This window comes from Thalassovita sp. (genome assembly GCF_963691685.1).
Taxonomy (GTDB): Bacteria; Pseudomonadota; Alphaproteobacteria; order Rhodobacterales; family Rhodobacteraceae; genus Thalassobius.
Genome location: NZ_OY829290.1, coordinates 4,507,515 through 4,531,733, shown reverse-complemented (window position 1 = coordinate 4,531,733; position 24,219 = coordinate 4,507,515). Strand labels below are relative to the sequence as shown.

Sequence of the window (24,219 nt, the reverse complement as noted above, 5' to 3'; positions counted from 1 at the left end):
CCGAACGATCAACCGATCTTGGCCACCTTCACCAGCGTCTGCATCGGGGCAAACGCCAGATATTCATAGGAGGCTTTGTGCTTTTTGACCCATTGCTGCCAGGCCAGATATTCGCCCTGACGCCAACCGGCATAGCCAAGATATTCGTCAAACAGCACCACCGTGCCCACCGTGATCCGATCCGCGAGTGTTTCCAGCACATAATTGGCCGACGGATAGGTATCGCAATCCACATGCAGGAACCCGATTTGCCCTGAAGTAGAGTCTAAAAACTGCGGCAAAGTCTGGTCAAACCATCCTTTGTGCAGTGTGACATTGTCATTCACCTTGGGCAGGCGACCTTCGAGGTTAAAGTGCCCCTTGGCCATGTGATAGCCGGCCCAATCCTCCTGCAGGCCCTCAAAACTGTCAAAGCCGTGAAACTCCGCCTCAGGATCCAGGCCCGACATGTGGTTGATCGACTCGGCTTTGAATACGCCAAACTCCAGATGCAACGCATGCGGCAGCGACCGGTTTCGCATCGCATAGGATCGGGTGCTTTTCTTGTCGTGAAACAGCATCGCTGCGCCAAGATTCTGCTCGATATAATCGGCCGAATCCTCCGCCGCCCGCGAGACCACGATTTTGATCGGGTCCATCGCATAGCTCGCGTTCTTTTGGGTCTGCACGATCCGTCGCCCGAAGTGACGGATCAGTTCATTGGTTTCCTTGGACATAGGACCAACCTGTTTGCTCACCTCATACAACCGATGATGCACAAGATACCTGTGCGGGCAACGTTTCACGCGTTAACGCCCCCAAGCCACCACTGGGGTGTTGTATCTGAACAATAGCCCCTTCCCCCTGTTTCGCGGTCCCAGTATTGTCGCGCGAAAGAAACCCAAGGGGGACATGGGGTGGCCGGGGCCAAAGCAGCAGTGACGCCGATGATGGCGCAATATCTGGAGATCAAGGAAGCCTATGAAAACGCGCTTCTGTTCTACCGGATGGGCGATTTCTATGAGATGTTCTTTGACGATGCGATCGCCGCCGCCGAAGCGCTGGACATTGCGCTGACCAAACGTGGCAAACACGATGGGGCCGACATTCCCATGTGTGGCGTCCCCGTTCATGCCGCCGAGGGTTACCTGCTGACCCTGATCCGCAAAGGCTTCCGTGTGGCCGTCTGTGAACAGATGGAAAGCCCGGCCGAGGCCAAGAAACGTGGCTACAAGGCCGTGGTGAAACGGGACGTGGTGCGCCTTGTCACCCCCGGCACCCTGACCGAGGATTCCCTGCTAGAAGCCCGCCGCCACAACTTCCTCGCCGCCTATGCAATGGTCCGGGATGAGGCCGCATTGGCCTGGGTCGATATCTCAACCGGCGAATTTCATGTGATGCCCCTGCCCCCGGTGCGTCTGGGGCCGGAACTGGCACGTTTGATGCCATCGGAACTGGTGATTTCTGAGGCATCAGAGGCCGATTTGGCCGAAATAGTCACTGAATCGGGCACGTCTCTGTCGCCACTGTCCCGCGCTGCATTTGATAGCACATCGGCTGAAAAACGGCTGTGTTCCCTGTTCTCCGTCGGCTCGCTGGAGGCGTTTGGTCAGTTCACCCGCGCCGAGGTTTCGGCGATGGGCGCCGTGGTCGAATATTTGGAGATCACCCAAAAAGGCAAACTGCCGCTGCTGCAAAAGCCGGTGCGCGAAGCTCAGGCGCGGGTGATGCAGATCGATGCCGCCACCCGCCGCAATCTGGAGCTAACCCAATCGATGAACGGTGGCCGCGCCGGCTCCCTGCTGGCGGCGATTGACCGCACCGTCACCGCTGCCGGGGCTCGCCTGCTGGAACGCCGTCTGTCCAGCCCGTCGCGGGTGCTGAACGTGATCCATGATCGCTTGGCTGCGGTGGATTTTGCGGTGGAACAGTCCCGATTGGCCGAAGATCTGCGCGACGATCTGCGCAAAGTGCCCGATCTCGATCGCGCCCTGTCCCGGCTGGGGCTGGAGCGTGGCGGCCCCCGCGACCTGGCCGCCATCCGCAACGGTCTGGGCCAGGCTGCCCAGATCAGCGACCGCATTGCGGACGCCCCCCTGCCCGACCTGCTGCGCAATGCTACCGAGGCGCTGGTGGGCCATGATGAGCTGACCGACCTGCTGGAAAACGCGCTGATCGCGGAACCTCCGCTGCTGGCCCGTGACGGCGGCTTCATCGCCCCCGGCTTTGACGAAGAGCTGGATGAAATGCGCCAGCTGCGCGATGAAGGCCGATCCGTCATCGCTACGATGCAATCCGAATATCAAGAACTCACGGGCATTAATTCTCTGAAAGTTAAGCACAATAACGTGCTTGGCTATTTCGTTGAGGTGACCGCAACCCACGCTGACAAGATGCTGTCTGAACCGCTGTCGGACACGTTCAAACACCGCCAGACCACCGCCAATCAGGTGCGCTTCACTACGGTCCCCCTGTCGGAGATGGAGACCAAGATCCTCAACGCTGGCGGCCGCGCGCTGGAGATTGAAAAGCGCCTGTTTGACAGCCTGGCCCGCGCCATTCTGGACCGTGCGGATCACGTGAACGTCGCCTCGCGGGCCCTGGCCGAACTGGACCTTGCCACCGCCCTTGCCGATCTGGCCCGGGCCGAAGATTGGGCCAAACCCCAGGTGGACGACTCCCGCACCCTGCAGATCACTGGCGGACGGCATCCCGTGGTCGAACTGGCGCTGCGCAAACAAGGTGGCGCCCCGTTCATTGCCAATGACTGCGACCTTGCCGACGGCACCCCGGGCGCCGATATCTGGCTGCTGACCGGTCCCAACATGGCGGGTAAGTCGACCTTCCTTAGGCAGAACGCCCTGATCGCCCTGCTGGCGCAAACAGGCAGCTATGTCCCTGCAAAGGCTGCAAAAGTCGGCATCGTTAGCCAGCTGTTCAGCCGCGTCGGCGCCTCGGATGATCTGGCCCGGGGCCGCTCGACCTTCATGGTGGAAATGGTGGAAACCGCCGCCATCCTGAACCAGGCTGATGACCGCGCGCTGGTCATTCTGGATGAAATCGGCCGCGGCACCGCGACATATGACGGTCTGTCCATCGCCTGGGCCACGCTGGAACATCTGCATGATGTGAACCAGTCCCGCGCGCTGTTTGCCACCCATTACCATGAGATGACCAATCTGGCGGAGAAGCTGAAAGGCGTCGACAATGCCACCGTTGCGGTGAAGGAGTTCGAGGGCGAAGTCATCTTCCTGCACGAAGTGCGCAAAGGCGCGGCGGACCGCAGCTACGGCGTACAGGTGGCCAAACTGGCCGGCCTGCCCGATGCAGTGGTCGCGCGCGCCCGTGTAGTGCTGGACGCGCTGGAAAAAGGCGAACGTGAAGGCGGCAAAAAGCAGGCAGTGATCGATGATTTGCCGCTGTTCTCCGCCGCGCCGCCCCCGCCGCCGCCAGTCGCTGCCAAAGGTCCTTCTAAGCTGGAAGAGAGACTGGATAAGATCCTGCCCGATGACCTGTCGCCCCGCGAGGCGCTGGCGCTGCTTTATGAGCTGAAGGACCTCAAGGGCAGCTGATCACCAGCTGCCCGAACTGCCGCCCCCGGATGAGCTGCCTCCCCCGAACGAGGAGGACGAGGAGGAGGACGAAGAGCTGCTTTGCTTGCGGGGAATGAACTCGGTGGCTGACCAGGCTTCGCCGCAATGCTGGCATTCATAATCCACCCGCCGCCGCCCGGGGCTGGTGGTCGTGGCAGGTTGCAACACGGTGCTTTCGCTTTCCAGCGTACGGTACTTGCAGGACCGGCAGGCCCCATAGCCGGAGAACCAGCCGCGATAGGCTTCAATCGTACGATGACCGCATTGGCCGCATTCCCAGACGTCGTAGTCAACGCTCTTCAGCTGTTCCTCTTTCGCCTGTCCGTCGCTCAGCAGCGCATCGTCCAGATCCTCGGGCACCAGCTGCATGCGTTGACCATCAACTGGACAGGTCCGCGGCCGGCGACGGCGCCAGCGCAGAAAGAAGAAGGCCGCAATGCCGGTGACCGTCGGCGTGCTGGCCGCGTAGAACCATTTGGCGTTCCGCTCAAAGAAACCCGGCGGCTCATAACCCGGTGGGTAAATCACCTCCATCGAAGTGGTGTCGTCTTCCACACCGCTCAACTCCACAATCAGCGCGTCGACACCTTCCATGATGCCAGTGGCGTAATTGTCCAGACTGAACTCCGGCACGATGATGCGATCAATGATCCGCTTGGTACTCACGTCCTTGCTGTCACCATAACCCGCGCCCACCTCGATCCGCAGCACCCGGTCCTCAACCGCCACCAGCAGCATAGCGCCGTCGTTGCGGGTCGCATCGCCGACACCCCAGCTGTTGAACAGCTCGGTGGCAAAATCCTCGATGGTTCCGTCATGGCCATAGTCCGACATCGAACCAATCGTCACCACGGTCAGTTCAATCCCGTGATCTTCGCGCAAGCGGGTCAAATTCCGCCTTAGAATACTTTCGTGTCCAAGGTCTAAAAGTTCAGCAAAATCATTAACATAGATGTCATTATAGGCGGGATACTGCTGCGCTCTCGTCGCGCTGAGGGACAACAGGAGGCATAACAGGGCATAAGCTAAAAATCTCATCGCTCTAACAGGCCCGATTTTCAGCCAGGCTGTCAAGAATTCGACTCACCACCAGACCAACGAAAAAGGCGCGGCCTCGCAGCCCCGCCTTTCACTGTTTCAAAAATACTCAAAATCCCCGATCCGCCACTTGCGACCAAGGGTATGAGTTTTATTCCGTCATCGAGCTGACGCCGACCTGCGCCGGACGCAGCAGGCGATCGTGCAGCATGAAGCCCACGGCCGAAACCTGGATGATCTCCCCCGCCTTGGTGCCAGGCACCGGCGCTTCGAACATGGCTTCGTGTTCGTTCGGATCAAACTTGTCACCCACCGCCGGGGCGATCACTTCGATGCCGTGTTTCTTGAAGGTGTTCTTCAGCTCGCGCAGCGTCAGCTCCAGACCTTCCAGCATCGCGCCCATGGCTTCGCGCTGTTCGTCGCTGACCGCATCCATCGCCCGCTGCAGGTTGTCGTAAACCGGCAGCATGTCACGTGCCAGCTTGGAGCCACCGTATTGCTCAGCCTCGCGGCGCTGCTTGTCGGCACGTTTGCGCGAGTTTTCAGCATCGGCTAGGGCACGCATGAACTTGTCGCGGAAATCGTCGCGTTCGGCGCGCAGCGCCTCCAGCTCATCCACTTCTTCTTCCAGCTCCAGCGCCTCTTCTTCGGCCAGCTCTTCAGCTTCCAGCTCCGCTTCGGCGGTCTCGATATCGTCGAGGAATTCGTCTTCTCTAGGCATGTGCCACCTTTTCCAACTTTAGCTGCGGTCGGAAATCATCCGCCCGACCAACTGCGCCGTGTAATCCACAATCGGGACGATCCGGCCATAGTTCAGTCGCGTGGGGCCAATCACCCCCACCGCACCAACAATCTTACGGTCAGCGTTCATATATGGAGAGACCACCAAAGAGGAACCCGAAAGTGAGAAAAGTTTGTTCTCAGAGCCAATAAAAATGCGAACGCCGTCGCCTGCCTCGGTCAAATCGAGGAAATCAGCGATATCCCGCTTGCGCTCCAGATCATCAAACAACTCGCGGATGCGGTTCAGGTCCTCTTCGGCGCCTTCATTTTGCAACAGATTCGACCGCCCCCGCACGATGAGTCGCTCATGCTGATCACCGTCTTCGGCCCAGACCGCCAGTCCGCTGTCGATCAGCGCATGGGCCAGGGTGTCAATCTCCTGCCGGCGGGCATCGATCTGCTGTTTCATCGACTGGCGCAAATCGCTCAGCGTCTTGCCTTCAACAAAGGCATTCACAAAATTCGCCGCTTCCCGCATGGCCGAGGGTGTCAGACCGGGCGGCGGGGTGAAGACCCTGTTTTCCACGTGCCCGTCTGAGAACACCAGCACAACAAGGGCCCGATCCGCCGCAAGAGAGACAAATTCAACGTGTTTGATCGCCGCCTCATGTTTGGGCGCCAGCACCAGTGAGGCCCCCTGTGTCACCCCCGACAGCGCGGTGGAGACCCGATCGAGCACATCCTGCACGTCGCCTGCATTGCTGGTCACCGTCTGATCCAATGCGTGCCGGTCCGTGTGGTCCAGATCGCGCACCTCCAACAGCCCGTCTACAAACATCCGCAGACCCTGCTGCGTTGGAACCCGGCCGGCGCTGACATGGGGGCTGTCCAAAAGGCCCAGATACTCCAGATCGCCCATCACATTGCGGATGGTGGCGGCGCTGACCTTCTCACTCATCTCGCGGGTCAGGCTGCGGGACCCCACCGGCTCCCCAGTGGTCAGATAGCCTTCAACAACGCGTCGAAACACTTCGCGCGAGCGGTCATTCATCTCTTCTAGAATTTTGCTGCGATCTGTCATGCTCATCCTCGGCACCCCATTAAAGAGGATCGTCCAGAAAGGTCAATCACGCTTACGCCAAACCCCTCCGCAGCCCTTGCCAGCCGCCCCTTCTGCCCTGTATCCCCGCAGGCAAATCGAACAGAGGAATTTTGAGATGCGTCCTTCCGGAAGAGAACTCAACGAAATGCGCCCGGTTTCCATTGAAACCAATGTGACCAAACACGCCGAAGGCTCCTGCATGATCCGCATGGGCGACACCCACGTGCTGTGCACCGCCACCCTTGAGGATCGTGTGCCTCCTTTCATCAAAGGGTCGGGCCTGGGCTGGGTAACCGCAGAATACGGTATGCTGCCGCGTTCGACCACCTCACGCATGCGCCGCGAAGCTGCGATGGGCAAACAGGGTGGCCGGACCGTTGAAATCCAGCGCCTGATCGGCCGTTCCCTGCGCGCCGGCGTCGATCGCTCCGCCCTGGGCGAACGTCAGATCACCGTCGACTGTGACGTCATTCAGGCCGATGGCGGCACCCGCTGCGCCTCAATCACCGGCGGTTGGGTTGCGCTGAAGCTAGCGGTTCAGAAACTGATGAAGACCGGTCAGGTCACCTCGGACCCGCTGATTTCACCGGTTGCGGCCGTGTCCTGCGGCATCTACGCCGGTCAGCCGGTGCTGGATCTGGACTACCCTGAGGATTCTGAGGCTGGCGTTGATGGCAATTTCATCATGCTGGGCAACGGTCAAATGATCGAAACCCAGATGTCCGCCGAAGGCGCCACCTATTCCCGTGACCAGATGAACCAGCTGCTGGATCTGGCTGAAAAAGGCGTGGCCGAACTGGTCGCCGCACAGATGGCTGCAGTCAATGCGTAAGTTTGCGGGTGATAAGATCCTTGTGGCCACCCACAACGCGGGCAAGCTGCAAGAGATCACCGAAATCCTGGCCCCCCACGGCGTGTCCGTGGTGGGTGCCGCCGAAATGGATCTGCCGGAACCGGAAGAGACCGAGGACACGTTCGTCGGCAACGCCCGGATCAAGGCCCATGCCGCCGCGCAGGCCACCGGCCTCCCTGCCCTCAGCGATGACAGCGGGATCACCATCGATGCGCTGGACGGCGCCCCTGGTGTCTACACGGCGGATTGGGCTGAAACAGGCTCTGGTCGGGACTTCATGATCGCGATGACCCGCGCCAATGATGAGATCACCGCCAAAGGTCCTGATGCGCCGCGCTCGGCCCAGTTCCGCTGTACCCTGGTGCTGGCCTGGCCTGATGGTCATGATGAGGTGTTCGAAGGGGTGATGCCCGGCAATCTGGTCTGGCCGATCCGTGGCGAACACGGCTTTGGCTATGATCCGATGTTCATGCCGGATGGCTATGACATCACCTGCGCCGAGATGGAGAAGGAAGAAAAGAACCGCATCAGCCACCGTGGCCGTGCAGTTCAGGCCTTCCTGAAAGGCTGTTTTGGCTGATTTCGTCACAGAGGATTGGCGACAAGGGGGCTTCGGCCTTTACATGCATTGGCCGTTCTGCGCGGCCAAATGCCCTTACTGCGATTTCAACTCGCATGTTTCCCGTGAAATAGACCAGAAACGCTGGCTTAGGGCCTATCTGTCCGAACTGGATCGCTACGCCGAGGAGCTGCCGGATCGTGTGCTGACCTCAGTCTTCTTTGGTGGCGGCACGCCCTCGCTGATGGACCCTGAGGTGGTGCATGGCGTGCTGGACCGCATCCGCCAGCTCTGGCCGCAAGCGAACGACCTGGAGGTCACGCTTGAGGCCAACCCCGGATCGGTGGAGGCCGGCCGCTTCCATGACTACGCACAGGCCGGCGTCTCGCGCGTTTCGATGGGGATTCAGGCCCTGAATGACCGTGATCTGAAACGTCTGGGCCGCATTCACAGCGTGGAAGAAGCCCGCGCCGCCTTTGACATTGCCCGCAATCAGTTTGAACGGGTCAGCTTCGATCTGATCTACGCCCGTCAGGACCAAACGCTGGAGGATTGGCGCGCGGAACTGAAAGAGGCGCTGAGCATGGCGATTGATCACCTCTCGCTCTATCAGCTGACCATCGAACAAGGCACGGCCTTTGGTGATCGTTATGATCGCGGCTTGCTGCGTGGCCTGCCCGAAGATGACACCTCGGCAGATATGTATGCCGCCACGCAAGAGATCTGCGGCGCCGCCGGGATGGAGGCTTATGAGGTCTCAAACCACGCCAAACCCGGCGCCGAAAGCCGCCACAACCTGATTTATTGGCGTTACGGTGATTTCATTGGCATTGGCCCCGGTGCTCATGGCCGCATCACAGTGGATGGGCGGCGCATGGCCACCGATGCCGAACGCACACCTAGCAAATGGCTGCACGCCGCCGAAGGTCTGGCCCCGCTGGAAGAACGTCACCCGATTGACCCACTAGATCAAGCGGGTGAATACCTGATGATGGGGCTTCGGGTCAGTGATGGCCTAGACAAAACTCGTTACGAAAACATGGCCGGTCAGCCCTTGAACGCAGACAAACTGCGCTATCTGACAGAGATCGGAATGATCCGCGAAACGAGGCATTCTGTCCAAGTGACAGAGGAGGGCCGGATGGTCCTCAATGCGATCATCAAAGAACTGCTGGTGGAATAAGATGCGCATTATCTGGGCCGCATTTGGGCTGATCGCCCTGGCACTTGGGGCAATCGGCGTTTTCCTACCGCTGCTGCCCACCGTCCCTTTCATGCTTTTGGCCGCCTTCTGTTTCGCCCGCTCCAGCGAGCGACTGCACAATTGGCTGATCAGCCACCCAACATTCGGGCCATCGATATTGGAATGGCAGGAACGCGGCGCCATCAATCCCCGCGCCAAACGCTACGCAACCATTTCTGTTGTGGTGGTGTTTTCCATCTCGCTGATCGCGCAACTGCCATGGCACGTTCTGGCGATCCAAGCCGTGACGCTAAGCTGCGTCATGCTGTTCATCTGGACCCGCCCGGACCACTGAAGCATTCAATGGTCCGATGCGCTTTGTTTCACGTGAAACAGATCAGCTGACCACCGACAGCTTGCGGCACAGCTCATCCAAACCGTCGAAATCCTCATAGGAAATGACCAGTTTGCCGCTTTCGCCGCCAGCGTCATGATCGATTGAGACCTTCATGCGCAGCGCTGCGGACAGGTCCGCCTCCAACGCACGAGTGTCGGCGTCTTTCTCAACCGATTTACGCGCGGGCTTCGGCCGGGGCTGATCCATTTCGGACAGTTCGGTAACGGATTTCTTGGCCAGTCTTTCGGTTTCACGCACCGACAGGCCGGAGCTGATCACTTTCTTCGCCAGAGACACCGCGTCGTCAGATGTAATCAACGCCCGGGCATGGCCCGCGCTCAGCTTGCCATCGCGCAGAAACTCCTGCACCTCCTCCGGCAACTGCAGCAGGCGCACTAGGTTCGCGATATACGACCGGCTCTTGCCCAGCACCTCGGACAGCTTTTCCTGCGTGTGGCCAAACTTGTCCATCAGCGCCTTGTAACCAGCCGCCTCTTCCACCGGGTTCAGGTCGGCACGCTGGATGTTTTCGATGATCGCAACTTCCAGCACTTCGGTGTCATCGAAGTCACGCACAACAACGGGGATCGTGTGCTGCATCGCGATCTGTGCAGCGCGCCAGCGACGTTCCCCCGCCACGATCTCATAGGCACCGGCATCACCGGGACGGGCCCGCACGACCAGCGGCTGGATGATACCCTTTTCCTTGATCGAGGCAGCCAGTTCATCCAGCTGTTCCTTGGTAAAGGTCCGGCGCGGCTGATCCGGGTTTGGATGGACCTTTTCAATCGGCACCATCATATCGGGACGACGCGTAGCCTCCCCCTGCCCTTCGGCAACAGCGGCTGGCGGCGTAACATCTGCCATCAATGCGGACAAGCCGCGGCCCAATCCCCGGGATTTAGGACGATCGCTCATGGTGCCTCCTCTTATATTTTTGCTTATTGAGCGGCGATTTTAACGTTTTTACCCAGCAGTTCCTTGGCCAACTGCAGGTAAGACTGCGCGCCTTTCGACTGCGGATCATACTCCAGAACTGAAACCGCGTAAGATGGCGCCTCGGACACGCGGACATTCCGCGGAATCACGGTTTCGAACACCAGTTCACCCAGGTTATCGCGCGCATCAGCCTCCACCTGTTGCGACAGGTTGTTGCGGGCATCATACATGGTCAGCACGATCCCCTCGATCCGCAGATCCCGATTGGCGGTGCTGCGCACCTCACGGATGGTCAGCATCAACTGTGACAGACCTTCCAGTGCGAAGAATTCTGACTGCAGCGGCACCAGAACCGAATGGGACGCAACCATCGCATTTACCGTAAGAAGGTTCAGCGACGGCGGGCAATCGATCAGGATGTAGTCATATTCAAACGTATCCATCGCGTGCTGACGCAGCGCGTCATGCAGCAGGAACACCCGCTTTTCATTCGAAATCAGCTCAATATCGGCCGAGCTCAGATCCACCGTGGCCGGAATGATGCTCAGACCTTCGGTGCCAGTGGCCTGGATAACGGTGCTAAGCTCCACATCGTCCAACAGCAACTCATAGGTCGTGTATTCGCGTGCGTCATTTTCCACGCCAAGCCCAGTGGAGGCGTTGCCCTGCGGGTCCAGATCCACCACCAAAACCTTCATCCCCTGCGCAGCCAAAGCGGCGCCAAGGTTGATCGTGGTCGTGGTTTTCCCCACCCCGCCCTTCTGGTTGGCGACGGAGATGATCTTGGGCCCCGGCAAACGCGTGGGATCAGACATGTGCAACTTCCCTGATTCTGAAAATAACGGCCTCAGCTTCTGTCTTACTTGTAAAACGCTCATGGTCGAATCGCCACGATTGCTGCGCGTCCGTCAGTTCTTTTTCCCAGGTGGCACCTTTTGGAAACAGCGCCATGCCATCCTTGCGCATATGTTGTTCAGCAAAGCCAAGCAACGCCGTCAAATCCGCCAAGGCCCGCGCTGACAAGACGTCAGCCTGCAAAGGATCCAACGCTTCAATCCGGGAATCCAGCACCTTAGCCGGTAGCGCAAGTTCGCGGATCACCGTGCGCAAGAAGGTTGCTTTGCGGGTATCGCTTTCGACCAGCGTCACCCGCATGTCCGGCCGCAACTCTTTCGCCAGCACCGCAACCACAAGTCCGGGAAATCCGCCGCCGCTGCCCAGATCCACCCAATGTTGAGCATTCTCCGGCGCATATTTGAAAATCTGCGCGGAATCGACGAAGTGACGATCCCACAATTGGCTCAATGTGGAGCGGGCCACCAGGTTGATCCGCGGGTTCCACTTTTCCAACAGCGCAACATAGGCGTCCAGCTGATCCAATGTTTCACGTGAAACATCCAGTCCAATCTCCCTCACGCGCGTTTCTCCCGCTTGGCTTGCCGCAGTTTGGCAAGCAAAAGGGTCAATGCCGCCGGCGTCATGCCATCAACCCGTGCCGCCTGGGATAGGCTTGCCGGGCGTGCGGCGTTCAGCTTCAGCTTCAGCTCATTCGACAGCCCATCAATCACATCATACGAGAAATCATCGGGAATGACCTGTTGCTCATCCCGTTTCACCGCCTCAACATCACGCTGTTGCCGCTGAATGTAATTGGCGTAAAGCGCATCTTTTTCCAACTGGGATTGGGTGTTTGGATCGATCTCCGCCAAGGTGGCATCCAACTCCATCAACTTGGCAAAGTCGACATCAGGAAACGCCAAAACCTGAAACAGGCTGCGGCGCGCACCGTCCTGGTTGATCTTGAACCCATGTTCCGCCAATTGCCGCGGTGTAAACGAAGCCTCTTCCAACCGTTTCCGCCCCGCCTCCAGACGGGCCATCTTATCCTCAAACGCTGCTTGACGCGCAGGTGAGGCAAAGCCGTGTTCAATCGCCTTCGGCGTCAACCGCTGATCCGCGTTATCCGCCCGCAAGGACAGCCGGAATTCGGCGCGGGACGTGAACATCCGATAGGGTTCTGTCACGCCGCGCGTTGTCAGATCGTCGATCATCACGCCGATGTAGCTGTCAGACCTGCTGAAACTAACGGGATCTTTGCCCAACGCGCGCGCGGCGGCGTTCAATCCGGCAACAAGCCCCTGTGCTGCAGCTTCTTCGTAACCGGTCGTGCCGTTGATTTGGCCCGCAAGGAACAGGCCAGGCACGGTTTTCACGCTCAGATGTGCATCCAAAGCGCGCGGATCCACGTAGTCATACTCAATCGCATAGCCCGGCTGCAGGATCACAGCCTCCTCCAACCCGTAGATGGAGCGGACGTAGTCCAGCTGAACCTCTTCAGGCAATGAGGTCGAAATCCCGTTTGGATAAACCGTGTGATCGTCAGCGCCCTCAGGCTCCAGGAACACCTGATGCGAGGTTTTATCGGCAAACCGCACGATCTTATCCTCGATCGAAGGGCAATAGCGTGGCCCTACCCCATCGATGTGTCCGCCATACATGGCGGATCGATCCAGATTGTCTCGGATAATCTGGTGGGTGCGTTCGTTGGTGTGGGTGATCCCGCATGAAATCTGCGGCGCCGTTACCTTATCGGACATGAAGGAAAACAGCACCGGTTCATCATCGCCCGGCTGACTGTCCAGCAGATCCCATTTAATCGTGCGGCCGTCCAGACGCGGCGGCGTGCCGGTTTTCAGACGCCCTAGAGGCAGATCAAAACTGTCGATCCGCTCCGCCAGCTTGACCGAAGGTTTGTCGCCCATCCGGCCGCCTGGTTTTTGAACATCGCCGATATGGATCACACCACGCAAAAAGGTGCCGGTGGTCAGGACAACCTGCTTAGCCTGCAACTCATGCCCATCAGCCAGAACAACACCAGACACGGTGTCGCCCTGCATGATGAAATCGGTGGCTTCGCCTTCTACGATCTCTAACCCCTGTTGGGCTTCCATCTCAGCCAACATAGTTTCGCGGTAGATCTTGCGGTCAGATTGCGCGCGCGGACCTTGCACAGCAGGGCCTTTGCGGCGATTGAGCAGGCGAAACTGAATGCCAGCGGCATCCGCAACACGGCCCATCACGCCGTCCAAAGCATCCACTTCGCGCACCAAATGCCCCTTGCCCAGGCCACCGATGGCCGGGTTGCAGGACATCACGCCGATGCCTTCCCGTTTCAGCGTGACCAAAGCAGTGCGTGCGCCCATCCGTGCGGCGGCGCTGGCCGCGTCGCAGCCGGCATGTCCGGCGCCGATCACAATCACATCGAAGTCGAATTGTTTCACGTGAAACACTCCTTACTTCCCAAGACAGAAGCTGGCGAAGATCTCATCCAGCAGGTTTTCAACGTCAATACGCCCGACCAGAGCGTCCAACGCCCGAATGCCAGTGCGCATTTCTTCCGCGGCGAGTTCGGTCATATCCTCCCCCATCGCGGCAAACATTTTGGCGGCGGTCAGCGCCTCAACCGCGCGTTCCATCGCGATACGATGGCGTTCGCGGGTGGCGATGCCGATATTTGCGGTTCGCTGAGACAGTTTTTCAGACAACAAATCTATCAGATTCGCCACACCGTCACCACTGACCCCGGAAACCGCCCCGGATTTGTCATCTAAGAGGTCGGCCTTGGCTTTCAAGACGATATCGTCTGCCTCGGGCGTGAAATCGGGGCGTTGATCGTCCTCCACCAGAAAAACCCGCAGATCCGCCAGCCCTGCCCTTTCGCGGGCGCGCTGAATACCAATCTCTTCGATCTTATCCTGGGTTTCACGCAGACCAGCGGTATCGAGCAGAGTCACGGGCAGGCCAGCGATATCCATTCGGACCTCAATCACGTCCCGGGTTGTGCCCGCAAATTCTGAGGTGATCGCCGCATCGCGACCAGCTAAGGCGTTGAGAAGTGTAGATTTTCCGACATTTGGCGCGCCAACGATCGCCACCTCAAACCCCGTACGCACACGTTCCGCTGCGGAGACACCTGCGATCTCAGCACTCAGGGAAGCCATGACCCGATCAAGCAGTTCCGTCACCTCGGGGGAGACATCAACCGGCACATCTTCGTCAGCGAAATCGATGGTGGCTTCGATCAGGGCGGCGGCGCGGATCAAGTCCTTACGCCATCCCTCGGCTTTTGTGCCCAGATCACCGGATAGCACCCGCAGCGCCTGACGCCGTTGTGCTTCGGTTTCGGCTTCGATCAGATCAGCAAGCCCTTCGACCTGGGCCAGATCCAAACGACCGTTTTCCAAGGCACGGCGGGTAAATTCACCCGGTTCCGCCTGGCGCAGACCGTCGATTGTGCCCAGCTCACGCAATACTGCGCCGACGACGGCGACGGAGCCGTGCAATTGCAGTTCCACCACCTGTTCCCCAGTAAAGCTGGCGCGGTCTTCAAACGTCAGAATCAGAGCCTCATCCAGCCGAACTCCGCCAGAATCGCGCAACAAACGCAGCCCTGCACGGCGCGGATCGGGCAACCGGCCAGCCAGACGTTCGCCAGCTACAATCGCCTGCGGACCAGAGATCCGGATCACCGCCACCCCGGCCTTGCCGTGGGCGGTGGCAAGGGCGAAGATCGTGTCCATCATGGGCCCCCGACAGCGTTAGCCGTTCATTGAATCGAAGAACTCGCCGTTCGTCTTGGTCTGTTTCAGCTTGGAGATCAGGAACTCGATCGCGTCCGTGGTGCCCATCGGGTTCAGGATGCGGCGCAGAACAAAGGTTTTCTGCAGATTCTTCGCATCGACCAGCAGATCCTCCTTCCGAGTGCCGGATTTGAGGATGTCCATCGCCGGGAAGACGCGTTTGTCTGCAACCTTGCGATCCAGCACAATTTCCGAGTTACCGGTGCCTTTGAATTCTTCAAAGATTACCTCATCCATGCGGCTACCGGTGTCGATCAGCGCGGTCGCGATGATGGTCAGCGAACCACCCTCTTCGACGTTACGCGCGGCACCGAAGAAACGTTTCGGGCGCTGCAGCGCGTTGGCGTCCACACCACCGGTCAGAACCTTACCCGAGGACGGCACAACAGTGTTGAAGGCACGGCCCAGACGGGTGATCGAGTCCAAGAGGATCACAACGTCACGTTTGTGTTCGACCAGCCGTTTGGCCTTTTCCATCACCATCTCAGACACAGCGACGTGGCGGGTCGCAGGTTCGTCAAAGGTTGAGGAAATCACCTCCCCTTTCACCGATCGCTGCATGTCGGTCACCTCTTCCGGGCGTTCATCGATCAAAAGGACGATCAGATAACACTCGGGGTGATTTTTCTCGATGCTATGGGCGATGTTCTGCAGCAGAACCGTCTTACCGGTGCGCGGCGGGGCCACGATCAGCGAACGCTGACCTTTCCCGATCGGCGCGACCAGGTCGATGATCCGGGCGGAACGGTCTTTGATGGTCGGGTCTTCGATTTCCATCTGCAGACGCTCATCCGGGTAGAGCGGCGTCAGGTTATCAAAGGCAATCTTGTGACGGGCTTTGGCCGGTTCTTCGAAGTTGATGGTCTCAACCTCGGTCAGCGCAAAATAACGTTCGTTTTCTTCCGGCGCTTTGATCACGCCAGAAACGGTGTCACCGGTCCGAAGTGAGAATTTGCGGATCATTTCGGGTGAGACATAGATGTCATCGGGACCCGGCAGGTAGTTCGCTTCGGGCGAGCGCAGGAAGCCAAAGCCGTCTTGCAGAACCTCCAAAACGCCGTCACCACCGATGATCCAGCCTTCATCCGCCATTTCACGGAGAATCTGGAACATCATCTCGCCTTTACGCATGGTCGAGGCATTTTCGATCTCCAGCTCTTCAGCCTGGGAGACGAGGTCTTTGGGGCTTTTGGCTTTGAGATCCGAAAGGTTCAGACGCTGTTCAGTCATAGAAAAATCCTGCGTCAACGCCATCTGGCGCTGCACTCACTGAGATGATGTGGAAGTCACTGCCTCGGACGAGGCGTTGAACCCTTCTTAGGGGCGTCGAGATTTTGAGTCAATTCTCAGAAACGCTGTCGACGGCCATGAGCACGATCTGAGAATGCGCCTGAGAGCCCTCTTAAAGAAATTTAAGAAAAAGATTTTTTTGATTTTGATAATAGGCAGGTGATTTTCTGTGGATTAGCGACTTATCCCAAGGGCTTTTCACGTGATTTTCTCATTGTTGAAAACTGTCTGGAAAACCGAATCCAACAGGGTGCTCAGAGTCCCGATTCTGAACTTATTTCTCAATAACTTAGCGGTCCGGTTTGGCTGTTTATAGCTCTGTTGGAAAACTTTGGATTCCGGCGGGAGATCCCCGGATTCCCACAGTTTCGCGGTTATCATTGCCCCAAGGGGAGAAGGAATGGGGATTCGCCTTGAAGTTGGGTGAGTTTCTCACAGCTTGAAAAAGTTCACGGAACCATCCAAACCTCTCCACAGGGGAGTTAGCGTGGTTTCCCACTGGGTTATCCACACGTTCGGATGAGCGAAAAAAATGGAAAAAAAACTGATACTCGCGTCGGGATCCGAAATTCGGCGCCAGCTGATGGAAAATGCCGGGATTCCGGTGCGAATCATCAAGCCGCGAATCGATGAAGAGATGGTGAAGGCCTCTCTGCTGGCTGAAAATGCGCCGCCGCGCGACGTTGCGGATACGTTGGCCGAGATGAAGGCCTTGAAAATAAGCGAAAAAAATCCTGATTCGCTGGTTATTGGTTGTGATCAGGTGCTGGACCTGGGTGGGCAGCTACTGTCCAAACCCGCGAGTGTTGAAGAGGCCCGCCAGCAGTTGCAGCAGATGCGCGGGGAGCGTCATATGCTGTTATCAGCAGCAGTTATATGTGAGGGCGGCAAGCCGATCTGGCGTCACATCGGTCAGGTGAGGCTTCGGATGCGGGCGTTTTCGGATGATTTCCTGGATGGCTATCTGGATCGCAACTGGCCGGAGATTTCGCATTGTGTCGGCGGTTACCAGCTGGAAGGTGAAGGTGTGCGCCTGTTCTCACGTGTAGACGGCGACTATTTCACTGTTCTAGGTTTGCCTTTGATGGAAATGCTCAACTACCTGACCCTGCGAGGAGATTTGCAACAATGAGCGGGCCCAAAATTCCGTTGGCTGGGGTGATCGGTTCCCCCATAGCGCATTCGAAATCCCCCCTGTTGCATGGCACCTGGCTGCGCAAGATGGGGCTGCCGGGTCACTACGTTCCGATGGATGTTGCGCCGGAGGATTTTGAACAGGTCCTGCGGACCCTGCCCAAGGCGGGATTTGTCGGGGTCAACGTTACTGTACCGCATAAAGAAGCCGCCATTCGGCTGGCAGATGTGGTGACGGATCGCGCCACGCTTATTGGTGCTGCAAACACGCTGATCTTCCTGGAGGATGGCCGGATCCATGCCGACAATACGGATGGCTATGGCTTCATTGAAAACCTGCGTCAGAACGCGCCTGACTGGGATACCAAGGCCGGACCTGCGGCGGTTCTGGGGGCCGGCGGTGCGGCGCGGGCGGTCCTGGCCTCCCTGCTGGACGCCGGTGTGCCCGAGATTTTCCTCAGCAACAGAACACGTGCACGGGCGGAGGCACTGCAATCTGATTTTGGTACTAAAATCAAGGTGGTAGATTGGGTTCAGGCCGGCAATATGTTGGAGGATTCGGCCACGGTGGTGAACACCACCAGCCTGGGCATGGTGGGTCAACAGGAACTGCGGGTGCCGCTGGATGGGTTGCAGAAGGGCGCCCTGGTCACTGACCTTGTATACAACCCCCTGCAGACCCGACTTCTGCGCGAAGCTGAGGAGATGGGCTGCGTGACTGTCGATGGATTGGGTATGCTCATTCATCAGGCTGTGCCCGGATTTGAGCGTTGGTTTGGTCAGCGTCCGGTGGTGGATGCCGATATCCGCGCGGTGCTTCTGAGATGACGTTTAAACTGGGGCTGACCGGGTCCATCGGGATGGGGAAATCCACAACGGCGAAGCTTTTCGCCGCTGAGGGCTGCGCGATCTGGGATGCGGATGCCGCCGTACATCGGATCTATAGCGCTGGCGGCGCTGCAGTGGCCCCTATGGCAGATGCCTTCCCCGAGGCGATCATTGACGGTGCTGTGTCACGTGAGGTGCTGAAACAGCTGATTTCGGCCGATGCCAGCGTGCTGAAGCGGATTGAGGCGATTGTGCATCCCTTGGTCGGTGCAGATCGTGCGGAATTTATCGCTGCGGCTGAGGCTGACATTTTGGTCTTTGACATCCCGCTGCTGTTTGAAACCGGCGGGGATCAGGCGATGGACGCCACCGCTACAGTTTACGTCGATGCCGACACTCAGAAACAGCGGGTGATGGCGCGCGGCACGATGACCGAAGCACAGTTTCAAGCGATCCGCGCCAAACAGATGCCTATTGCCGAAAAACGCGCGCGCGCTGATTATGAGATTGAAACGGATACGCTGGACCACGCCCGCGAACAAGTGCATGAGGTGCTGCGCGATATCCGGGCCCGTATGGGGGCTGAAAAGGGGGCTTAAGCGATGCGTCAGATCGTTCTCGATACCGAAACCACGGGATTTGAGGCTGAAGGCAGCGATAGGATCGTTGAAATCGGGTGTCTTGAGCTGCTCAACCACATGCCGACCGGCAAAACCTATCACGTTTATTGCAACCCTGAACGCATGATGCCGAATGAGGCCTTTGGTGTGCATGGGATCGGCCCCGATCTGCTGGAACCCCCACAAGATCCCCAACCCGGTCAGGTTACGCTGCGCGATAAACCCCTGTTCAAAGAGGTGGCGCAGGGGTTTCTGGATTTTGTGCAGGATTCCCAGATGGTGATCCATAACGCGAAGTTCGACATGCGCTTTCTGAACGCAGAACTGCGGCGCAACGGCTTCCGCACCCTGCCGATGGATCAGTCGCTGGACACGCTGGCAATGGCGCGCAAGAAGTTCCCCGGCTCCCCTGCGACGCTGGATGCGCTCTGCCGTCGTTATGGCATCGATAACTCCAACCGGGTGCTGCACGGCGCGTTGCTCGACTCGGAAATTCTGGCTGACGTCTATCTGGAAATGATCGGCGGCCGGCAGCCGGATTTCGCCCTGTCGAGTGTTGCCACATCCGGCGGCGGTGATGGCGCCGCAGGCGATGATTGGCGCCCCTTCCCGCGGCCAGCACCCCTGCCCCCACGCATCACTGAGGCCGAGAAAGAGGCGCATGGCGAATTTGTCGCCAAGATGGGCGATGATGCGCTTTGGACCAAGCTAAGCCAATAAGCGCCAACTAAAAAGGCCCGGCAGGTGATCTGCCAGGCCTTTGAATTTTCTCCAGAAACCGATGCTTAGTTTGCAGGGGCTTCGGCCTGTGCGCGGCGCGCCAGCTCATTACGGTAGAGCTGCATGAAGTCGATGTTTTCCAGGTTCAGCGGCGGGAAGCCACCGTCGCGGGTCACGTCGGACACGATGCGGCGCAGGAAGGGGAACAGCAGGCGCGGGCATTCGATCAGCAGGAACGGATGCAGCTGGTCCTCGGGGACGTTTTCAATGTGGAACAGACCTACGTAGTCCAGTTCCAGAATGAACAGCTTGTCATCGCCGGATTTGTTATCCGAGGTCACCTGCAGCTTGATCGCCACTTCGTACTGATGCTCGGCCGAGCGTTTCTTGGCATCCAGGTTCACCTGAACATTGACGTCCGGCTGAACCTCACCCTGGGCGCCTTTTTGGGCCAGGATGTTTTCAAAGGACATGTCGCGGATGAACTGGTTCAGGATGTTCATCTTGATCGCGGGGGCCTGCGGCTGTGCAGCACCGTTGTCAGCCATTTTCTTCTCCCAAAATAGACTTTCCGACCTTCCTTAACAGGAAGGCCTAAGCGCCTCAATGCTTGGTCCAACCCGAGGGCTGATGGGTGGCGCGTTTGTTGGGATCTACCTCGGTAAACTCACCATCAATGACGCCTTCGGCGCCAGATTGGGCATCATGATGCGACGCGTTGCGCCCCATACCCTGGCTGCTTCCCCTCATCGAGAAGGTCTGAACCTTCACCCGGGATTTGGCATAGCGAAAGACCGCCGATCGGATCGCCGGCACCAAGAGGGCAAAGCCCAATGCATCGGTGAAAAAGCCAGGCGTCAGCAGAAGCACGCCGGAAATCAGCACCATGGCGCCATGGGCCAGCGGTTCGGTGGGATCGTTCAGTTCAGAAAAGGATCTCTGCAGGTTTCCAATCGCCAGACGTCCCTGCTGGCGCACCATGTAAGTGCCCAAAATCGCCGTCAGAACCACGATCAGCAGCGTCAGAGGTGTACCGATTGCACCGCCAACCTGAATGAACAGAGCGATTTCAATGATCGGAACACCGATAAACGCAAAGAGAAGCCACATATTTTGACCCTTTCTGGTAAGTTGCCGCAGTGGACTTGGCCGCCTGCCTCACCTACATAAGGTTCCTAACAGGGTGTTTAAACGCCCATGCGTCGAAAGGGATAGAATGGACTCCACGATGTTGCAAACTCTGGTACTGGTTGGGATCGCAATCTTTCTGGTTTTGCGGTTGAGAAATGTGTTGGGCACGCGCGAGGGGTTTGAGAAACCAGTCACCCGCGAGGCGCCGAACAATGCGCGCCGTCAGAACCAATTTGAGGTGATCGAAGGCGGCCCTGACCGCGACATCACGGACCATGTTGCCGAAGACAGCGATGCCGCCAAAGCGCTGGCCGCGATGAAGCGCATTGAACCCGGTTTTGGTGTGGCGGATTTCATCGGCGGCGCCCGGTCGGCTTATGAATGGATCCTGATGGGCTTTGAGCGGGGCGATCTGGCTGAGCTGAAGCCTTTCCTTGACTCCGACGTCTATGAAAGCTTCGCCGAAGTGATCGAAAGCCGCAACGCCCAGGGCCTGTCTGTTGAGGCAGAGTTCATTGGTGTGCGCGAAGTGCAGCTGCTGGATGCCGAAATCTCGGCCAATAACCTGGCAGAAATCACCGTCCGCTTCGTGGGTGAGATGACCTCGGTCGTGCGCGACAACGCAGGTGATATCATCGAGGGCAAAAAGGATGAGATCAAACGTCAGAAAGACGTTTGGACCTTTGCCCGCCAGATGGGCAGCGATAACCCCAACTGGCAGCTGGTGGCCACAGGCGAATGATCGCAAGACTGGCGGCGGCGTCCCTGGCGGGGTTGCTTACCGCAACCTCAGCCCAGGCTGACCTGTCTTACAAGGTCCTGAGTTTTCAGGACCTTGAAGGCTGGGAAAAGGACGACCACGCCAGTGCTTTGCAGGTGTTTTTGAACACCTGCATGGATATGGATCAGGTGGATTATGCCGCGCTCTGCGCTGTGGCGGAATCCATCGAAAACCCCCGCGCCTTTTTTGAGTTGTTTTTCCGACCCGTTCTGATCGAAGAGGCGGGCAAAGAGGCGTTGTTCACCGGCTATTTTGAGCCTGAGCTGGACGGATCCCTGACCCCCACAGCGCGGTACCGGTTTCCGGTCTATGCCAAACCCCGCGAAGCCAAGGGGCAATGGCTGACCCGTGAACAGATTGAAACCGGCGAAACCATGAAGGGGCGCGGGTTGGAAATTGCCTGGGTTGATGACCCGGTGGAGCTTTTCTTCCTGCAAATCCAAGGGTCTGGTCGTATCCGCCTGCCGTCGGGCGCACACCTTCGGGTGGGCTATGGCGGCAACAACGGTCACAAGTACCGTTCCATCGGGCAGGAGTTGATCCGCCGTGGAATCTACAAATCGCATCAGGTGTCTGCCCAGGTGATCCAGAACTGGGTGCGCCGCAATCCGATCGACGGCACGGCGCTGCTGCGCCACAATCCCTCTTACGTGTTCTTTCGCAAAGTGACCCGCGTCAGCCCCGAAAAGGGGCCGCTGGGGGCTATGAACCGGTCGATCACCGCGCTGCGCTCGGTCGCGGTTGATCCGAAATATACCCCTCTGGGCGCGCCGGTCTGGGTGGAAAAGGATGGCGAAGGCCCAATGCGCCGTCTGATGATCGCGCAGGACACTGGTTCGGCGATCAAAGGCGCACAACGGGCCGATATCTTCTTTGGTACCGGGGATACTGCTGGCAAGTCTGCGGGTCGTCTGCGCGATCCCGGCCGGATGTATGTGCTGATGCCCATTCAGCGCGCCTATGCTTCGGTTCTGGAGGAGGAGCAATGAGCCGCCGCCGCCTGAACGATGAAGAGGTAGCGCTGTGGAAGAAGGTGGCAGAAACCGCCGAACGGCTGCACCCGGAACGCCCCCGCGCGGAACTGCCAAAGCCCAAACCCAAACCGATGAAGAAGCCCAAGGCACATCACAGCCCGGCTGATCTGGAGATGTTTCAGGTTGGCTCCAAGGCAGGTAGCACAGGCGCGGGGCACAGTCTGGCCCCTTCGATCCGGGAGGGGCTGCGCCGCGATCCGGTGCAGATGGACGCCAAACAATACGGCAAGATGAAACGCGGCAAGCTGGTGCCTGAGGGGCGGATCGACCTGCACGGCATGACCATGGATAAGGCGCATCCGGCCCTGATCGGTTTTGTGCAGCGGGCCCATGCCCAGGGCAAACGTCTGGTGCTGGTGATCACCGGTAAAGGCAAACACCGCGATGAGGGTGGGCCGATCCCGGTGCGTTATGGCGTGTTGAAACACAACGTGCCGCAATGGCTAAAAATGGCGCCACTGAACCACATCGTGATGCAGGTGCAAGAGGCCCATATCAGCCATGGCGGCAGTGGCGCCTATTACGTTTACCTGCGCCGCAGCCGCTGATCACTGCGTCAGCAACAGCGGGGACAGGATCACCTGCGTTGCCCGTTGGGCCGTGATGACTGTGCCCGGCAGCAGACCAGAGCGCGCCGCGCGATCTTCGTCAAAGGCGGATTGCAATTCACTGCCAGCACCCAGGATCTTGATCAATGCAGGTGAGGTGCCAACGGTGAAATGCTGTGGTCCCAACCCTTCGGCAAATTCACTGACATCGATCAGGGTCAGCGGAAACTCTGACAGTTCCTCCGCACTCTCAAGGCCGCCCAGACGAGGGTGATAGCCATTGATCATGGCGCTTAGCTGCAGGGCGCGGTCTTTGTTTGAGACAAAGATCACAAAGGGTTGCGGTAATTCGGCAAAGCGGCGGGCCTGCGCCTGAAACAGGTCCACATCCAGATCCGGGGAAATCAGAACAACGCCACCAAGGGTGCGGTCGGCCCAACCCGGGCTTTTGATTTCGATCTGGCGCAGGGTTTCCATGACCAGCATGGTGCCCAGTGAATGGCCAATCAGAATGATCCTGCGGGGGTTGGCATCGGCGGCGGCGCGCAGCGTTTCCTCCAACCCGTCGCGGGAGTAGAGCACGCTGTCGCGGTCATAGGTGTAGCCCAGTGAATTGGCGGCTGAGGGCCAGCTGAAATGCAGCATGGCGCCGGTGATGTCAAAATCATGCGCCATCTGCGCTGCGCGAAACACCCCATCAGCAAAGCTGTTGTTGTAGCCATGCACGTAGATCACCAGATCCTGCTGATCGCGCGGCACATCTTTCATCTGGTTCTGGATGGCCCGGCTGAAGGCACGGCGGCTGTCATAATCCTGCCGGTCCGTGATGGTGAAATACTTCGCAGGATCAACATTAGCGTGCCGGTGCAGGCGTAGCTGACCCGTGTCACGTTCCGGCGGAATGGCGACATCAACATCAAGGAAGCTGAGGGTTTCTGCGCGTTCGCCAGTGAACCAATCGGTGCCCATGCTGTCCCGCAGGGAGGCGACCAAAATGGTTTGTTCATCGCCGCCCGCAACGGGCCCATCTGAAACAGGCACCGCCAAACGATCAGCGCAGGCGGTCAGGAGGATAAAAAATGAGATCAGAAAAAGACGCAAAGCAATGCTCCGGGTGCCATCAAGAC

At 58.5% G+C, this 24,219-nt stretch carries 25 protein-coding genes; 12 read left to right on the top strand and 13 right to left on the bottom strand.

The window, feature by feature from the left end; translation table 11 throughout:
* Positions 1-8 precede the first annotated feature (8 nt).
* Positions 9-716: a class I SAM-dependent methyltransferase gene (locus tag ACORLH_RS22080; protein ID WP_321830471.1), complete on the bottom strand. Its 708-nt coding sequence runs from the start codon at positions 714-716 to the stop codon at positions 9-11.
* Positions 717-926: 210 nt separating this feature from the next.
* Here ACORLH_RS22080 and mutS point away from each other — a divergent pair, with 210 nt between their 5' ends.
* The gene (gene mutS / locus ACORLH_RS22075; RefSeq protein WP_321832874.1) at positions 927-3,551 is read left to right on the top strand and encodes a DNA mismatch repair protein MutS; all 2,625 of its coding nucleotides are present in this window, start codon (positions 927-929) and stop codon (positions 3,549-3,551) included.
* Here the strand turns inward: mutS and ACORLH_RS22070 are convergent, their stop codons facing one another.
* From ACORLH_RS22070 to hrcA, 3 genes are all read right to left on the bottom strand, one after another.
* On the bottom strand, positions 3,552-4,610 hold the full coding sequence (locus ACORLH_RS22070; protein WP_321830470.1) for a TPM domain-containing protein: 1,059 nt from the start codon (positions 4,608-4,610) through the stop codon (positions 3,552-3,554).
* A 151-nt stretch (positions 4,611-4,761) separates the two neighbouring features.
* Positions 4,762-5,331, bottom strand: coding sequence for a nucleotide exchange factor GrpE (locus tag ACORLH_RS22065; protein ID WP_321830469.1), 570 nt, complete (start codon positions 5,329-5,331; stop codon positions 4,762-4,764).
* An 18-nt stretch (positions 5,332-5,349) separates the two neighbouring features.
* A complete protein-coding gene (gene hrcA / locus ACORLH_RS22060) occupies positions 5,350-6,414 on the bottom strand; it encodes a heat-inducible transcriptional repressor HrcA (RefSeq protein WP_058243797.1) in 1,065 nt (354 codons plus the stop codon).
* A 136-nt stretch (positions 6,415-6,550) separates the two neighbouring features.
* On the opposite strand from hrcA, the gene rph reads away from it, so the two are divergent.
* From rph to ACORLH_RS22040, 4 genes are read left to right on the top strand one after another with little or no spacing between them, the layout of a single operon-like run.
* Positions 6,551-7,267: a ribonuclease PH gene (gene rph, locus ACORLH_RS22055; RefSeq protein ID WP_321830467.1), complete on the top strand. Its 717-nt coding sequence runs from the start codon at positions 6,551-6,553 to the stop codon at positions 7,265-7,267.
* A complete protein-coding gene (gene rdgB, locus ACORLH_RS22050) occupies positions 7,260-7,868 on the top strand; it encodes an RdgB/HAM1 family non-canonical purine NTP pyrophosphatase (RefSeq protein WP_321830466.1) in 609 nt (202 codons plus the stop codon). The genes rph and rdgB overlap by 8 nt, the downstream gene beginning before the upstream one ends.
* A gap of 43 nt (positions 7,869-7,911) precedes the next feature.
* Entirely contained in the window at positions 7,912-9,030 is a 1,119-nt protein-coding gene (hemW, locus tag ACORLH_RS22045; RefSeq protein WP_321832873.1) for a radical SAM family heme chaperone HemW, read from the top strand.
* A 1-nt stretch (position 9,031) separates the two neighbouring features.
* A complete protein-coding gene (locus tag ACORLH_RS22040) occupies positions 9,032-9,385 on the top strand; it encodes a YbaN family protein (RefSeq protein WP_321830465.1) in 354 nt (117 codons plus the stop codon).
* Between the two features lie 42 nt (positions 9,386-9,427).
* Here ACORLH_RS22040 and ACORLH_RS22035 read toward each other — a convergent pair whose 3' ends face one another.
* The 6 genes from ACORLH_RS22035 to rho are packed head-to-tail and all read right to left on the bottom strand — an operon-like array spanning position 9,428 to position 16,236.
* Positions 9,428-10,345 (bottom strand): ParB/RepB/Spo0J family partition protein, encoded by a 918-nt coding sequence (locus tag ACORLH_RS22035; RefSeq protein WP_321830464.1) that lies wholly within the window; start codon positions 10,343-10,345, stop codon positions 9,428-9,430.
* 23 nt (positions 10,346-10,368) lie between these two features.
* Complete coding sequence (locus ACORLH_RS22030; RefSeq protein ID WP_321830462.1) at positions 10,369-11,181, bottom strand: ParA family protein; 813 nt, start codon at positions 11,179-11,181, stop codon at positions 10,369-10,371.
* Entirely contained in the window at positions 11,174-11,782 is a 609-nt protein-coding gene (gene rsmG / locus ACORLH_RS22025) for a 16S rRNA (guanine(527)-N(7))-methyltransferase RsmG (protein ID WP_321830461.1), read from the bottom strand. The genes ACORLH_RS22030 and rsmG overlap by 8 nt, the downstream gene beginning before the upstream one ends.
* Positions 11,779-13,656: a tRNA uridine-5-carboxymethylaminomethyl(34) synthesis enzyme MnmG gene (gene mnmG / locus ACORLH_RS22020; protein ID WP_321830460.1), complete on the bottom strand. Its 1,878-nt coding sequence runs from the start codon at positions 13,654-13,656 to the stop codon at positions 11,779-11,781. The genes rsmG and mnmG overlap by 4 nt, the downstream gene beginning before the upstream one ends.
* Positions 13,657-13,659: 3 nt before the next feature.
* The gene (mnmE, locus tag ACORLH_RS22015; protein ID WP_321832872.1) at positions 13,660-14,946 is read right to left on the bottom strand and encodes a tRNA uridine-5-carboxymethylaminomethyl(34) synthesis GTPase MnmE; all 1,287 of its coding nucleotides are present in this window, start codon (positions 14,944-14,946) and stop codon (positions 13,660-13,662) included.
* An 18-nt stretch (positions 14,947-14,964) separates the two neighbouring features.
* The gene (gene rho, locus ACORLH_RS22010) at positions 14,965-16,236 is read right to left on the bottom strand and encodes a transcription termination factor Rho (protein WP_058243788.1); all 1,272 of its coding nucleotides are present in this window, start codon (positions 16,234-16,236) and stop codon (positions 14,965-14,967) included.
* A 592-nt stretch (positions 16,237-16,828) separates the two neighbouring features.
* Between rho and ACORLH_RS22005 the strand changes: the two genes are divergently transcribed.
* The 4 genes from ACORLH_RS22005 to dnaQ are packed head-to-tail and all read left to right on the top strand — an operon-like array spanning position 16,829 to position 19,598.
* The gene (locus tag ACORLH_RS22005) at positions 16,829-17,428 is read left to right on the top strand and encodes a Maf family protein (RefSeq protein WP_321830459.1); all 600 of its coding nucleotides are present in this window, start codon (positions 16,829-16,831) and stop codon (positions 17,426-17,428) included.
* Positions 17,425-18,258, top strand: a complete 834-nt coding sequence (locus ACORLH_RS22000) for a shikimate dehydrogenase (RefSeq protein ID WP_321830458.1) — start codon at positions 17,425-17,427, stop codon at positions 18,256-18,258. The genes ACORLH_RS22005 and ACORLH_RS22000 overlap by 4 nt, the downstream gene beginning before the upstream one ends.
* Positions 18,255-18,857 carry a dephospho-CoA kinase gene (gene coaE / locus ACORLH_RS21995; RefSeq protein WP_321830457.1) on the top strand — a complete coding sequence of 201 codons (603 nt, stop codon included), beginning with the start codon at positions 18,255-18,257 and terminating at the stop codon, positions 18,855-18,857. Before ACORLH_RS22000 ends, coaE begins: the two co-directional genes overlap by 4 nt.
* Positions 18,858-18,860: 3 nt before the next feature.
* Positions 18,861-19,598 (top strand): DNA polymerase III subunit epsilon, encoded by a 738-nt coding sequence (gene dnaQ / locus ACORLH_RS21990; protein WP_321830456.1) that lies wholly within the window; start codon positions 18,861-18,863, stop codon positions 19,596-19,598.
* 65 nt (positions 19,599-19,663) lie between these two features.
* Here the strand turns inward: dnaQ and secB are convergent, their stop codons facing one another.
* Both secB and ACORLH_RS21980 read right to left on the bottom strand, forming a co-directional pair.
* Positions 19,664-20,146 carry a protein-export chaperone SecB gene (gene secB, locus ACORLH_RS21985; RefSeq protein WP_321830455.1) on the bottom strand — a complete coding sequence of 161 codons (483 nt, stop codon included), beginning with the start codon at positions 20,144-20,146 and terminating at the stop codon, positions 19,664-19,666.
* 55 nt (positions 20,147-20,201) lie between these two features.
* Entirely contained in the window at positions 20,202-20,708 is a 507-nt protein-coding gene (locus ACORLH_RS21980; protein WP_321830454.1) for an FxsA family protein, read from the bottom strand.
* A gap of 106 nt (positions 20,709-20,814) precedes the next feature.
* Between ACORLH_RS21980 and ACORLH_RS21975 the strand changes: the two genes are divergently transcribed.
* The 3 genes from ACORLH_RS21975 to ACORLH_RS21965 are packed head-to-tail and all read left to right on the top strand — an operon-like array spanning position 20,815 to position 23,092.
* Positions 20,815-21,471, top strand: a complete 657-nt coding sequence (locus tag ACORLH_RS21975) for a Tim44/TimA family putative adaptor protein (RefSeq protein ID WP_321830453.1) — start codon at positions 20,815-20,817, stop codon at positions 21,469-21,471.
* Positions 21,468-22,499: a murein transglycosylase A gene (locus ACORLH_RS21970; RefSeq protein ID WP_321830452.1), complete on the top strand. Its 1,032-nt coding sequence runs from the start codon at positions 21,468-21,470 to the stop codon at positions 22,497-22,499. Before ACORLH_RS21975 ends, ACORLH_RS21970 begins: the two co-directional genes overlap by 4 nt.
* The gene (locus ACORLH_RS21965) at positions 22,496-23,092 is read left to right on the top strand and encodes a Smr/MutS family protein (RefSeq protein WP_321830451.1); all 597 of its coding nucleotides are present in this window, start codon (positions 22,496-22,498) and stop codon (positions 23,090-23,092) included. The genes ACORLH_RS21970 and ACORLH_RS21965 overlap by 4 nt, the downstream gene beginning before the upstream one ends.
* Here the strand turns inward: ACORLH_RS21965 and ACORLH_RS21960 are convergent, their stop codons facing one another.
* Complete coding sequence (locus ACORLH_RS21960; protein ID WP_321830450.1) at positions 23,093-24,193, bottom strand: alpha/beta hydrolase; 1,101 nt, start codon at positions 24,191-24,193, stop codon at positions 23,093-23,095.
* Between the last annotated feature and the right edge of the window lie 26 nt (positions 24,194-24,219).

Coding starts and splice junctions, on each gene's coding strand:
- ACORLH_RS21975 (WP_321830453.1), top strand. CDS start 20,815: ATGGACTCCACGATGTTGCAAACTCTGGTACTGGTTGGGATCGCAATC.
- ACORLH_RS21965 (WP_321830451.1), top strand. CDS start 22,496: ATGAGCCGCCGCCGCCTGAACGATGAAGAGGTAGCGCTGTGGAAGAAG.
- mutS (WP_321832874.1), top strand. CDS start 927: ATGATGGCGCAATATCTGGAGATCAAGGAAGCCTATGAAAACGCGCTT.
- ACORLH_RS22035 (WP_321830464.1), bottom strand. CDS start 10,345: ATGAGCGATCGTCCTAAATCCCGGGGATTGGGCCGCGGCTTGTCCGCA.
- rdgB (WP_321830466.1), top strand. CDS start 7,260: ATGCGTAAGTTTGCGGGTGATAAGATCCTTGTGGCCACCCACAACGCG.
- dnaQ (WP_321830456.1), top strand. CDS start 18,861: ATGCGTCAGATCGTTCTCGATACCGAAACCACGGGATTTGAGGCTGAA.
- ACORLH_RS22065 (WP_321830469.1), bottom strand. CDS start 5,331: ATGCCTAGAGAAGACGAATTCCTCGACGATATCGAGACCGCCGAAGCG.
- ACORLH_RS21980 (WP_321830454.1), bottom strand. CDS start 20,708: ATGTGGCTTCTCTTTGCGTTTATCGGTGTTCCGATCATTGAAATCGCT.
- ACORLH_RS22005 (WP_321830459.1), top strand. CDS start 16,829: ATGGAAAAAAAACTGATACTCGCGTCGGGATCCGAAATTCGGCGCCAG.
- ACORLH_RS21970 (WP_321830452.1), top strand. CDS start 21,468: ATGATCGCAAGACTGGCGGCGGCGTCCCTGGCGGGGTTGCTTACCGCA.
- ACORLH_RS22080 (WP_321830471.1), bottom strand. CDS start 716: ATGTCCAAGGAAACCAATGAACTGATCCGTCACTTCGGGCGACGGATC.
- rho (WP_058243788.1), bottom strand. CDS start 16,236: ATGACTGAACAGCGTCTGAACCTTTCGGATCTCAAAGCCAAAAGCCCC.
- ACORLH_RS22070 (WP_321830470.1), bottom strand. CDS start 4,610: ATGAGATTTTTAGCTTATGCCCTGTTATGCCTCCTGTTGTCCCTCAGC.
- ACORLH_RS22000 (WP_321830458.1), top strand. CDS start 17,425: ATGAGCGGGCCCAAAATTCCGTTGGCTGGGGTGATCGGTTCCCCCATA.
- ACORLH_RS22030 (WP_321830462.1), bottom strand. CDS start 11,181: ATGTCTGATCCCACGCGTTTGCCGGGGCCCAAGATCATCTCCGTCGCC.
- rph (WP_321830467.1), top strand. CDS start 6,551: ATGCGTCCTTCCGGAAGAGAACTCAACGAAATGCGCCCGGTTTCCATT.
- hrcA (WP_058243797.1), bottom strand. CDS start 6,414: ATGACAGATCGCAGCAAAATTCTAGAAGAGATGAATGACCGCTCGCGC.
- mnmE (WP_321832872.1), bottom strand. CDS start 14,946: ATGGACACGATCTTCGCCCTTGCCACCGCCCACGGCAAGGCCGGGGTG.
- coaE (WP_321830457.1), top strand. CDS start 18,255: ATGACGTTTAAACTGGGGCTGACCGGGTCCATCGGGATGGGGAAATCC.
- hemW (WP_321832873.1), top strand. CDS start 7,912: ATGCATTGGCCGTTCTGCGCGGCCAAATGCCCTTACTGCGATTTCAAC.
- secB (WP_321830455.1), bottom strand. CDS start 20,146: ATGGCTGACAACGGTGCTGCACAGCCGCAGGCCCCCGCGATCAAGATG.
- ACORLH_RS22040 (WP_321830465.1), top strand. CDS start 9,032: ATGCGCATTATCTGGGCCGCATTTGGGCTGATCGCCCTGGCACTTGGG.